Source organism: Mesorhizobium sp. B2-7-2 (assembly GCF_006440775.1).
Lineage (GTDB): Bacteria > Pseudomonadota > Alphaproteobacteria > Rhizobiales > Rhizobiaceae > Mesorhizobium.
The window spans coordinates 1-11,688 of the sequence record NZ_VFTZ01000049.1; the positions used below are offsets into that span (position 1 = coordinate 1).

General features: G+C 58.1%; 8 protein-coding genes and 5 pseudogenes. 8 read left to right on the top strand and 5 right to left on the bottom strand.

The annotated features are described in order from the left end of the window. From FJ425_RS31030 to FJ425_RS31050, 5 genes and pseudogenes are all read left to right on the top strand, one after another. Positions 1–807: 3-hydroxyacyl-CoA dehydrogenase NAD-binding domain-containing protein (locus FJ425_RS31030; protein ID WP_246676754.1), on the top strand; the 807-nt coding region annotated here is incomplete at its 5' end. A 672-nt stretch (positions 808–1,479) separates the two neighbouring features. After that, positions 1,480–1,689 (top strand): annotated as a pseudogene (locus tag FJ425_RS31035) (SDR family NAD(P)-dependent oxidoreductase); the annotation flags it as partial. A gap of 54 nt (positions 1,690–1,743) precedes the next feature. Continuing rightward, positions 1,744–2,390 (top strand): annotated as a pseudogene (locus FJ425_RS31040) (acetyl-CoA C-acetyltransferase); the annotation flags it as partial. Between the two features lie 155 nt (positions 2,391–2,545). Beyond that, the gene (locus FJ425_RS31045; RefSeq protein ID WP_084016180.1) at positions 2,546–3,016 is read left to right on the top strand and encodes a thioesterase family protein; all 471 of its coding nucleotides are present in this window, start codon (positions 2,546–2,548) and stop codon (positions 3,014–3,016) included. Between the two features lie 581 nt (positions 3,017–3,597). Then, the gene (locus FJ425_RS31050) at positions 3,598–3,804 is read left to right on the top strand and encodes a hypothetical protein (protein ID WP_224656014.1); all 207 of its coding nucleotides are present in this window, start codon (positions 3,598–3,600) and stop codon (positions 3,802–3,804) included. 378 nt (positions 3,805–4,182) lie between these two features. Here the strand turns inward: FJ425_RS31050 and FJ425_RS31055 are convergent, their stop codons facing one another. The 3 genes and pseudogenes from FJ425_RS31055 to FJ425_RS31060 all read right to left on the bottom strand — a co-directional run bounded on the left by FJ425_RS31055 (position 4,183) and on the right by FJ425_RS31060 (position 6,908). Continuing rightward, positions 4,183–5,301: an IS256 family transposase gene (locus FJ425_RS31055; RefSeq protein ID WP_084016182.1), complete on the bottom strand. Its 1,119-nt coding sequence runs from the start codon at positions 5,299–5,301 to the stop codon at positions 4,183–4,185. Beyond that, positions 5,241–5,369, bottom strand: a pseudogene (locus FJ425_RS32255) (IS256 family transposase); the annotation flags it as partial. The gene FJ425_RS31055 and the pseudogene FJ425_RS32255, both read right to left, overlap by 61 nt. 274 nt (positions 5,370–5,643) lie before the next feature. Further along, a pseudogene (locus tag FJ425_RS31060) lies at positions 5,644–6,908 on the bottom strand (IS5 family transposase). Positions 6,909–8,165: 1,257 nt separating this feature from the next. Here FJ425_RS31060 and FJ425_RS31070 point away from each other — a divergent pair. The 3 genes from FJ425_RS31070 to FJ425_RS31080 all read left to right on the top strand — a co-directional run bounded on the left by FJ425_RS31070 (position 8,166) and on the right by FJ425_RS31080 (position 10,897). Next, the gene (locus FJ425_RS31070) at positions 8,166–8,999 is read left to right on the top strand and encodes a transporter substrate-binding domain-containing protein (RefSeq protein ID WP_064995250.1); all 834 of its coding nucleotides are present in this window, start codon (positions 8,166–8,168) and stop codon (positions 8,997–8,999) included. 60 nt (positions 9,000–9,059) lie between these two features. Next, on the top strand, positions 9,060–10,034 hold the full coding sequence (locus tag FJ425_RS31075) for an amino acid ABC transporter permease (RefSeq protein ID WP_064995246.1): 975 nt from the start codon (positions 9,060–9,062) through the stop codon (positions 10,032–10,034). Positions 10,035–10,153: 119 nt separating this feature from the next. Further along, entirely contained in the window at positions 10,154–10,897 is a 744-nt protein-coding gene (locus FJ425_RS31080) for an amino acid ABC transporter ATP-binding protein (protein WP_064995251.1), read from the top strand. Between the two features lie 332 nt (positions 10,898–11,229). On the opposite strand, the gene FJ425_RS31085 is transcribed toward FJ425_RS31080, so the two are convergent. Together FJ425_RS31085 and FJ425_RS31090 are read right to left on the bottom strand one after the other, a co-directional pair. After that, positions 11,230–11,514, bottom strand: coding sequence for a hypothetical protein (locus FJ425_RS31085; protein ID WP_224656013.1), 285 nt, complete (start codon positions 11,512–11,514; stop codon positions 11,230–11,232). Next, positions 11,466–11,612 (bottom strand): annotated as a pseudogene (locus FJ425_RS31090) (transposase domain-containing protein); the annotation flags it as partial. The gene FJ425_RS31085 and the pseudogene FJ425_RS31090, both read right to left, overlap by 49 nt. Positions 11,613–11,688: the final 76 nt, after the last annotated feature.

The window sequence follows — 11,688 nt, forward strand, 5'->3', positions numbered from 1 at the left end:
CCGGGTTGGCAGGATCGTCTATTGGCCGCCCTCGACCGCTACGAGCCGCAATTGCGAGAGCTTCAAATGCCAACTGTACGTACGCGCCTTCGACTTTGCGGCAGTTTGGGTGAGGCGGTTGCTGAGGCAGAGCTCGTCCAGGAAAATGCCCCGGAACAGATTGAACTCAAACGAGTGCTGGTCCGGGAAATAGCCAGTCTAGCGCCGCTCGATGCGATTATCGCCTCCTCCACATCAGGACTTTTGCCAGCCGATATCGCTAGAGACATTCCCAATCCGGGTCGCCTCCTCGTAGCACATCCTTTTTCCCCCCCGCACCTGATCCGGGCCATGGAGATCGTCGGCACACCTGAAATGCCGACTGAAAGACTTGAAGCTGCGGTCGAATTCTACCGCAGCATCGGCAAACAACCGGTTGTAATGTCGCATGCCGTTCCGGGTTTTATCGGCAATCGCCTGCAAGCCGCGATGTGGCGGGAGGGGTTCCAAATGATCGCCGCCGGCGAGGCTACGATGGAAGAGATCGACAACATCATTAAGGGCGGACCTGGTCTTCGCTATGGCATTTCAGGCCCATGTGAGGCCCAATTGGGTTGGATAGATCCGAAGGGTTCCGGCGAGATAGATGAAGAAAAATGGTCGATCCTGATGGACACTGACTGGAGCCGCCTGCCCGGTCCGCCCCTGACCGATGCACTGCGCGACATCCTTCGTCCGCAACTCTTGGCAGCGCGCGCAAAGAGGCTCACCGGCGACGCCTGGGAGAAGCGGCTAATTGCAGTGCGACGTGCAGTCGAAAATATCTGAGATACTGCACGTGCTTGGGTGGCCGAGGAACCTCGCTCGCGGCCCTCTCGGGCCTGCTGCAGATGCCCTATTGCAACGACTACGCGGGACGAGGGCCTTTCGATGAACCCGCGGGTCCCGATGCGAAGCTTCGGCCCGCTGGCGCGGCGTGGCGGTATGCGAGGACATCGGTGCGATATGTTCCGGAAACGCCCGGCCTGCGGATGGCACCCCGGGCACGGACCGCGGCAGCTTTTCCTTCTCGGGCTACTGTGAGCACCAGAGCGGCCACGTCGTCGTGCAGCTCGATCCGTATGCCGTCAGGCCTGCGGTCAGTGCACTCTCCCCGGCCGAAAAATTCGGCGCGTCCACTCGTAAGATTCTCCGCTCGTTGAATACAGCGATGCAGAAATCGACGCGCTGCTCGCAGCCGGCAATGCGTAGCTATCGCTGGTGAGTTCGCAGTATTGTGCCCGCGTAACCCCGGAGAAGTTACCATTCTCCATTAGCGCGGTAGAATCTGAATTCGAGATGGCTTCAATCTGCAAACAACATTTGAATTAGCGACGCTCGCAGAAATAGTGTGTTGGACCTCTAAGTAAGTCGTGAATTCGTTGCAAAACTTGCGACCTACTCGGATATTTAGGAGCAGCACAAAGGACCCCCTCCCTGTCTCTCACTGGTCGCCGAGCTATGGTCTCCGCTGCGGCCTCCGGTATTGGTCGTGTTATCGCCGAGGCACTTGCGAAAGCTGGGGCTCCGGTAGAGGTGTGCGATGTTGATCAACAGAAGATTGCAGAGATGAGCCACCGACATCCCGCCATTGGCGCGACACGTTGTGATCTTGCCGAAGCGACCGATACTGAGCGCTTCTTCGAAGCTGCAGCCGAGCGGATGGATGGGATCGACATTGGAAACCAACGTTGGCGGTCAATTTCACCAGCCATTTTTGCTTGCGACCAGGAACAGTTCGCGCTCGCCTCGCAGACCAAGGCCGAGGCGGTGCAGAAGGCTGGCAGTTCAAGGATGAGATCGTCGCCGTCACCATCAAGGGCAAGAAGGGCGACACGATCGTCGACCAGGACGAATATATCCTCATGGCGCCGTCATCGACGCCATGACTAACCTGAAGCCGGCTCTCGACAAGGACGGCACGGTGACGCGGCCAATGCGTCCGGCATCAATGACGGCGCCGGCGCGCTGCTGATGACCGAGGCAGAAGCCACCAGGCCGCGGCATCGCCCGGCTGGTCCGCATCGCTGCCGGGGCGACTGCCGGCGTCGATCCGGCGATAATGGGCCCCGGACCTATTCCCGCCTCGAGGCGGGCGCCGGAGAAGGCCGGCTGGTCGGTCAAGGACCTCGACCTCGTAGAGGCCACGAGGCTTTCGCCGCGCAGGCCCGCGCCGTCTACAAAAGCATGGCCTGGGATCCACAATCGTTAACGTTGATGGCAGCCATCGCCATCAGCCACTCGATTGGCGCCTCCGGTGCCCGCGTGTTCAACACGCTGTCTACGAAATGCGCCGGCGCGGCGCGAAAGAGGGCCTGGCGACGCTCTGCATCGGCGGGGGCATGGGCGTCTCTATGTGCGTGGAACGAATATCGCGGAGCCAAGCAAAAGCGATGCACCGCCAACTTCGCCTCTGTCATGTGTCGCTTGAGCTCTCTTTCGGCAGCAGCGACGTGCGAGTAGAGTGTGAGCACGCAATATCGGCGGCACTGTAATCTTCTAACATTACAAGAGATTGGGCAAATAGATGGATGCGACCTGTAAATTCGCAACAATGGTGACCGACGATCTTATTGACGGATATGGGCACATGAATATGGTGCACTATCTGGCAGCGTTCAGTAAAGCTGCGGATGTACGGCTCGACACTGCCATACGTCTAAATGCGAATGGTTCGATGCTCTCTGGCCTCGTCACCGCCGAGGCGCGGATCGCTTACAAGAAAGAAGCGATGCGCGGCGACAATTTGGTCCTTACTACTTGGATAGCCGACATAGACGAAAAGCGAGTCCATGTCGCGCAAACCATGGTACGTGCCGACGGAGCGTTACTGTCGACAGCTGAACAGCTTTTCCTGAATTTCAACCTGCTATCGCGGCGCGTGGAACCATTCCTGCCCGATGTGCTGGCCGACCTTAGAGGCGGTGTTGAGGCGGACAATGGTAAATTCGATCCGGGCATTGTCAGTCGCCGAATGGGCATATCGAGAATAGTATGAATTTACCTGACCTTCGTCAGTCCGTGTCGGTGGCAACTTCTGCGTGTACGTTAGGCGGCGGATTCTGGGTGTCCACCGTCCCGTTGGCAGGCGTGATGATGCCTCGAAGGCGCGTATCACCAGTGGAGGAGGGATCCACCGGAAAGTCTGAATAGCGGCTTGGTTGGGTAACTGGCCGGGACGAAGCCTCGTGACAAAGACCGCCCCGGGCGGTCGAGCAATCCAGCGTGCCGTAACGTGAGTAAAGCCTGAGCAGGCCTCGAAAGAGTCAATGCAGACTCCGACCCATCTCTCGCTCGGGGAAGGCTGTGCGGACAGGGAAGCAATCGACATAGGCACCTGTCCGGTCTGCCGGGTATTGGGCACGGCACGTTGGAAAGGTGATGCTGGTAATCGAAGGGAGGCCCGTTCGGCATGAGGGTGGCGGCCTCAACCTCCGGGCGGCGGTGCCGGCGGGAGTCGGAAACGGTCGTCCGGCCGTTGAAGCCGGGTAATGCCAGCGGAGCGAAGGACCCTGACTTCTGGTGTGCTTTCGAAGGTGGTGGGGAGGGGTGATTGGCGACAAGCATGGAAACGCCGAAATGACCAGGTATCTGCAGAGGAAGCTGTATCGTAAGGCGAAGGCGGAGCCCCTTTACCGCTTCTACGTGCTCTACGACAAGATCTGCCGTGAAGACATGCTGCGCCATGCCTATGCGCTTACCCGCGCCAATGCGGGTTCGCCGGGCGTGAACGGCGTGACCTTTGCGCAGATCGAGGCGGAGGGTGTAACAAGGGGCCGCGGCTAGAAGTGCGTGTTCGGCTGAACCAGCTTTTGCTCGGTTGGTCGACCTACTTCAGCTACGACACCCGAGCGCCGGCCTATGATGCCGTTGACCGGTAATGTGTATGACCGCGTGAGCAAGTGCCATCGGCATAAGCTGCAAGGGTGCGGCGCGAAACAGCTCTCGCGGACCACATCTCCGAGAAACTGGGCGTGGTGTGTCTTCGTCGGCAGCGCGTATCGCCGCCGTGGGCCTTACGATGAGGCCAGTGGGAAGCTGGATGCGGGAGATCCGATGTCCGGTTTGATGAGCAGCGACTGGAAACGGAGCGACGGTCCGGACTGCGGCACCGGCAAAAGGCGGTTGTGTGAGTTCCGCAAAATGAGGCGGCCATGAAGCTGGTCATGCGGCTTGACGCAGCGCGAGCTTCTTGTGCTCGCGCAGGTCGTCCATGTTGATGAAGCGGTTGGCCTCCATCCAGTTTTCGTTGGTCTCGACGGCCAGTGCCCTGACGAGGCGCAGGCAGCGCTGTGAGTTTGGAAAGATGCGTACGACATAGGTGCGCCGGCGGATTTCCTCATTGAGCCGTTCAAGCATGTTCGTGCTCTTGAGATGCTTGTGATGCTGGCGCGGCAGACAAAAGAAGGTCAGCGTGCGCTCGATGGTCTCCTCCACCCAGGTCGTCAGCCTTGGATAGCGGCCCGACCATTTGGACAGCCATGCGGCGAGATCGGCCTTGGCCTCGGCGAGATCGCGCCGGTCATAGAGCCAGCGCAACTCCTGCAGGCAATCGTCGCCATGCTTTCTCGGTAGGTGATCGAGCGCGTTCCTGAGGAAGTGCACGTAGCAGCGCTGCCAGGCGGCTTCCGGGATCACCTCGCCGATCGCGGCCACCAGGCCGGCATGATCGTCGGACACGACCAGCTCGAGCCCTTGAGGCCGCGCGCCTTCAGGGCGACGAGGAAATCCCTCCAGGCCGAGCGGCTCGCGATTGGCCATCTCGACGGCCAGGATCTGGCGCCGCCCATCCCAGTCGATGCCGACCGCGATCAGCACCGCCTGGCTCATGACGATGCCGGCTTCGCGTACCTTCTTGTAGCGAGCATCGAGGATGAGGTAGGCAAAAGGCTCTTGAAGCAGGCGCTCGGCAAACGCCTTCAAACTCTCGTCCAGGCGTTTGTTGATGGCCGAGATCGACGAGGCCGAGAAAGCATGGCCGCACAGCTCTTCTGTGATCGCCTTGACCTTCCGGGTCGAAACGCCCTGCACATACATCTCCGCAAGCGTGGCCACCAAGGCCCGCTCCGAACGCTGGTAACGCTCGAAAAGCTCGGTGGAGAAGCGGCCGGCCCGGTCCTGCGGAACCCGCAGCTCAAGCTTGCCGATGACAAGGGTACGGCCATAGAACCCGAGCGGCAGCCCAGCCGCTCCGGTGTGCGCTCGCTCTTCAAAGCACCCAGCGCCTCGTCCATCTCGGCCCCGAGCACCTCCTGCATCACGGCGCGGATCACCTCGTGCAATCCATCCGGGTTCGAAAGCAGAATGTCTTTGACGGCAGCGCTGGCGGTCTTACTTTCTGTCTTGGTCATGGTGGCGTTCCTTCCAGGGAATCGGTGACGTTGAACATCACCAGCCTTCCCTCTCTCAGCGAATTTGCAGAACCCTCAGCACACTACCCACAAGGCGAAAGCCGTCGGCCAACGGCAACTCCCCGGAACCCACCGCCACCGCGCCAGTCGTTGACTCCTCATTCGATTGTGGCGAAAGCTTCTATACCCTGCTGCGCTGGTATCGCGATGGGGTCATTGTCGAGCGCAACCTGCCGGTGCTCTCGACTTAGTCGACTGTGAACAATCTTGATCGCTAAGCGGCAAGCTGCTTCGGCCGGTTCAGGAACGCGGCGATCAAGAGCCACAAAAGTTGCTTCAGCCACCTGAGCAGGAGGGAGAAGTTGTAACCGGCTGCGGCCAGGATGGCGTTGATCGCATCGCCTTGGATGTGAGCGAGTTAATTGCGGCCATTCTGTGTTCGTTCTTGATGTGGCCAATCACCGGCTCGATCGCGGAGCGGCGGCGCATTTGGCGCTTGATGGCCGGTGTCACGCGGCGCTTTTGACCAGCGGTGAAGACCCTGAACTTATGACTTTGCGGCGCATTGTGGCCGCGATAGCCGGCGTCGGCGAGAACGCGGCTGATCTCGTTGCCGATGGTCTTTTCCATGTCAGGGATGATCGATGAGCGTGTGGCCGTCATAGGGATTGCCGGGCAGCGCTTTTGCATGTAGGGCGAACTGGCCACCCTTTGAGCGGTTCAGTGTGGTGGCCACCGGCACCTTCACCCGAACTCGTAGGGCGCGTGCGCCTTGCCCTTGCCGATGCATTCCACCTCGTGCGCATGCAGGCTGTAGATCTTGCGGCCGCGCTGGCGCTGCTCGAGAACGGTGGAGGCCTGGTAGAGCGACCATTTGAAAAGCGCGTCCAGCTTCGCGTCGCCGGCGATCTGACGGGAGATGTCGCGGACGGTGCGCCCCACATACGTCCTGAGCCTGCGCAGGGCCTTGTTGGCCCGCTTGAATTGCTTGGCGTGGGCGTAGCGCTGATACATGATCAGCGCCTGTTTGCCGACCCGGACATAGGACTGACGCAGGTCGAGCCGCGTCTTCTTCGCCAGCCGCACCAGCCGCTCGCGGGCCCGGTGGATGAGCTTGGCGTTGGTCGGGAACAGGCTGCACGGTCGTGTCCACGATCACTTGGCGCGTGTCGGTCGGCTTCATCGCCCTGTTCTTGACCGCAATGCTGAGGCTTTCTTGCAAGCGCGACGATCCGCTCCTCGCCCATGCGGCTGCGCCAGCGCGTCATCGACGAGCGGTCGAACGGCAGGTTGTGGCGGAAGAACTCCTCGCCGGACAGACACTGGAAATACAGGTTCTCGATCCAGCGGACGCACAGCGCCTCGTCCGACAGGTTGAAGGTGTGCTTGAGGATGGCGAGCCCCGCTATTAGCCGGGTCGGCATCGGCAGCATGCCGGGACCGTTCGAATAGACCGCACCGAAGCGCGCCTCTCTGCTCAAGGCGAGCGCGGAACAGATCCTGTTCTCCAGTCTCACGCCGCTCGCGTGGTCTGCCCATCGCCTAGCTCCGATTCACTGCGATGAAAGCGGCGAATCGCGCTTCGCCAGGCGGCGAAATCGCAAACTGGAATTGCAAGAAACTACCCACAAACTGGCCGTTACCTGCAATTCGGAAGCTGAAAAGTAGACTATTCCTATGCGATATCAGCGGCTTCGGTATTCTTCACGGCCGACGACTTACCTCGGGCACGCACACGTCACCGACACCTACTGGGATCTCACCGAAACGCCAGAGTTACTGCAGTGCGCCCTACTGCGAGTGGAGCCATCTGAGCGGGGAGACCGGGATGAAGAGCGCCAGCACATTTCCCACACTGCTGGAGAGGTTCTTCATGGACCGGCTCATGCGACAGTGACAGGTGAGTCCTCACACGCTTGTGAGCTATTCTGAGCAAGGCGTTGACGTTGCCTGATCTGGAGCCCCCCTTCCGCGTGCTCGCGATGCCGACCAAGCGCTATTTGCGGCGACCAATTGAGAGCACACCTCCAGGACATCTGAGCAGAACGCGCTTTTCAAATACATCGGGGCTCTAGCATATCCAGAACCGCATTTAGCTGTCCGGGAGTGAGTCTGCAAGCGATTAGTGGTATCGCAGGAGATAATCGCCCCCAAGTTGGTGTCCTCTCCAAACAAGCGCTTCGCTGCCGGGGCTGGCGACAAGCGATTTACTTAAACAAAACACTGCAACCGGTCAATTTCCTTCGCCGTTGTCGAATACTGCTTTCCGCATGACCTCATTCCGCCATGAGCAGTTCGTGGGTTGCCAACTGGTCTCGGTGGGGGGCATCTTTCGGTGTATCGCAAATGAACATCTCGAAACGCGATGGGATACCCACACATTTTATGTTGGTCGTGCCGCCGTGTGGCTCGATATCATCGGTAACATCATACCTAGCGTTAGATCTTGACACGCTTGGCATGACCACGGGTCATCTTGTTGTCCCCAAAGTCCCACTATGGGTCATCGAATGACAAGATATCGTGAGGTGTTCCCAATTTTGGACCGCCCGGCTGGAGGATTTCCGGGCTGCCAAGACGCTTCCAGCCATCTAACTTCCAGATGGGTCTGATATTGATTATATTCTTGCTACCTCATGGGCCGAGGGGCTTTGGTTAGCATATAGGCGACGGCATGGAGGAGTGAGCGCTCGCGGCTGCTTCAGCCATGGTGATTGGCTATAGCGGCCCGTCGCTTCTGTATGAGCGGTACCGCCGAGTCTCATGCATCATATCAACCTCAAAGGGGAATGTACTATGAATAAGATTGTGACAATTATCACAGCGGCATCATTGTCCATCGCGTCGGTCGTTTACAGTACCTCGGTGTATGCCGGAGAGGTGCTGCAGCGTGTTCTCAATACGAAGACGCTCAGGGTTGCGGTTGGCACTGATTGGGGAGCAATGTCTTCCCTGAATGCGAACCACGAATTAGAGGGCTATGACATCGACGTCGCCAAAGGCGTCGCTAAATCCCTTGGTGTTAACGTTGAATTTGTCACGCCGGGGTGGGACATCATAGCCGCAGGCAACTGGCAGGGCCGTTGGGATATTAGCATGGGTCAAATGACCCCTACTAAAACCAGAGCTGAAAAATTCGACTATTCCACCACTTACTTCTATGAAAAAGCGGCTGTCATTGTTCACAATGACAGTAAGGCGTCTACACTTTCCGATCTAAATGGAAAGATCGTCGGCGTTTCCGCTGGAACCCTGGCCGAGGACTATGTAAACCAAAACTTTAAGTGGGATTGGATTGGCGCTCGGCCCGAGGATTACAAATTCAAGGCCGGTGAAGTGAAGGTTTATACCTCAACGGGTGTTGCGTTGGATGATCTCCGGCTAGGCGATGGTACCCGTCTTCATGCAATTCTTACTGACGGAACTCTCGCGGAAAGAGCAATCAAATCTGGCTACCCCTTCAAGGTGCTTGGGAGTCTCTTTGCCACGCCTGCTGCCATCCCTATGATGAAAGGCGACAAGGAGTTCAGCGAGAAGGTCTCAGCCGCCCTAAAGAGCATGAAGGATGACGGCACGCTCTCGACTCTGTCGATCAAATGGTACGGGTCGGACCACTCTGTCGAGAATTAGCAAGTTGGTGAAAGTTACGCGGCTCGGGTCAGCCCGAGCCGCCTTGTTGGAGGATGTCCCATGCTTTACCAGGATACGGTGGAATCCGAGGTCCTTGTCCATAGACCGTGGTTTGTTGCCTCGATCTTTGGCGTCGTCTTCGCGATTTGTCTCATGTTCAACCTTGTGGGCACAACCTTCGGCGAGCTTATGCGGCCTGTCATCGGCGACCCTCTGCAGAGTGGCGTCTATGGGCGTTTCGCAATCGCTTTCGTGATTGGGGTCACGTTCTGCCTAAACATCGTGCTAATCGGTTTTGCCCCCTTGAAGGCCCAGATTGGCATTGTGTGGATCGAGCTGCTGACTCTCTTCCTGGCCTTCTTCAAAGCGTTCAACCTTAGTCTGCCCTTCATCTGGGAAAATCTGCCATACCTGATTACGCAGGGTGTGGTGACGACGATCTATGTTTCAGCAGTTTCACTTGTTTGCGCATCAGTCATCGCCATCATTGCAGCGATTGCTAAACTTTCAAGCAACGGCTTCGCCTACGCTATCGCCAGCTTCTACACATCCTTTTTTCGTGGCCTGCCGCTTCTCATACAGATTTACCTGATTTACCTCGGGCTGCCGCAGCTGGGCATTGTCATCAATGCCGTTCCTTCGGGGATATTGGCGCTGTCGCTTTGCGTCGGCGCATATATGACTGAAATTTTCCGCGCCGGTATCCAAAGCATCGATCGCGGCCAATGGGAAGCTTCACGATCCATTGGTTTCGGCTTCGGTCTAACCATGCGCAGGATCATCCTGCCTCAGGCGCTGCCTGTCATCATTCCTCCAATGGGAAACACGTTCATCTCAATGCTGAAAGACAGCTCGCTTGTCTCGGTCCTCGGAGTGTGGGAGCTAACGTTCCTTGCTCGCACCATCGGCCAGCCAACCTTCCATCACATGGAGATGCTGATAACAGCCGCAATGATTTATTGGATCATGTCTGCCTGCCTCGAAGTGGCTCAATCGCGACTCGAGCGTCACTATGCAAGGAGCAAAGCACGATGACTGCTGGCCTCAAAAGTCACTTGAAGGGCCTCGATAGCGGCGATTCCTCGCAAGCGATTGGCAATGTGCTGCGCGAATCACTTTCATCCCAGGAGTCATTCAGTCAGAAGCACGGGTCAATGAGTGCTGACATAATTATCGAAGCCACGAATGTCTCCAAATGGTACGGCACCTTCAGAGCATTAACTGATGTCAATCTAACCGTCCGCAAAGGCGAACGCATCGTCATCTGCGGTCCCTCCGGATCCGGGAAGTCGACGCTCATCCGCTGCTTCAACCGGCTCGAAGCGCATCAGAAGGGCGAGATCACCGTCAACGGGATCAGATTGCACAACAAAATGCGCAACGTGACCGAAGTTCGCAAGAATGTCGGGATGGTGTTCCAGCACTTCAATCTCTTCCCCCATATGACCGTGCTGATGAACTGCATGGCCGGTCCCATGTGGATCAAGGGCGTGCCCGAAGCCCAGGCCAAAAAGACCGCGCTGAAATTTCTGGAGCGGGTGCGAATTCCAGAACAGGCGAACAAATACCCGGTTCAGCTGTCCGGCGGACAGCAGCAGCGTGTTGCGATTGCCCGTTCGCTGTGCATGGAACCCGCGGTCATGCTGTTCGACGAACCGACGTCGGCGCTCGATCCGGAAATGGTCTCCGAAGTGCTGGACACTATGACCAGTTTGGCAAGCGACGGCATGACCATGGTCTGCGTCACCCACGAGATGGGGTTTGCTCGCGCCGTCGCAGACCGGGTAATATTTATGGATTGGGGCCAAATCGTTGAAGAGGGCAATCCCAACGACTTCTTCACCAACCCCCAGCACGAACGCACCAAGCTATTTCTTAGCCAGATCCTGAGACATTGAAGGGTCTCGGCTGACACTCGTTGGTCTTGGTGCCACAGCTAACTAGGTAGCGGCAAGGGCGATCAGCGTAAGCGCCAAGCTGACCCCATCTGGCGCGGCTTGAGGTGATGAGCGATAGATAGTGACACTGAATGAGCTGAGGAGCTTGCAATGTCAATTTCTATGTCTGCGCCTATGCCGGATGACAGAAGCTTCCATGTCCTTGAGGCGGTTGCGAGCCGGCTGGACGCAAGTCCGCGGCGGCGCTGGTCGGCGGAAGCGTACGCAACCGGTGAAGAACGCAGACGTGCGTATCCGGCGGCCATGAGGACCTTAGCACTGCGGTGCTGGCGTCAAGTTTTTGATGGGGAGATGCGATGATATTCTTCGAGGAGGAGTTTAACCTCCTCGATGCCTTCATCGGTGAAGGCTAAGATCCCGTCGTCATCGTTGGTGCCGTACACCCAGATGACGCCGTCCTCCGGCTCGAGACCGAGGGTCAGTTCGTGGATGAGCGCTTCGCTGACGCCGAGGTCGCTGGCGACAAGTTCGACGGTGTAGACGTGGTGCACCTTATTGCGCTGCATGTTCAGGCCGCCGCTGGTTGGGTCCGCAGTTTTGCGGATCTCCAATTCCACGGCAGCAAATCATCGATCCAATGTGCCGGATAGGCGGGCAGTCGGGCGAGGATGTCGGCGAGCCAGGCCTGAGGGTCGACGTCATTCAACTTAGCGCTTTATGCCGACCGCCGAACTATGCCGAGCCTCTTCCGATCATGGCGGTATGACGCGCTTTGCCTGCCATTTCGACCA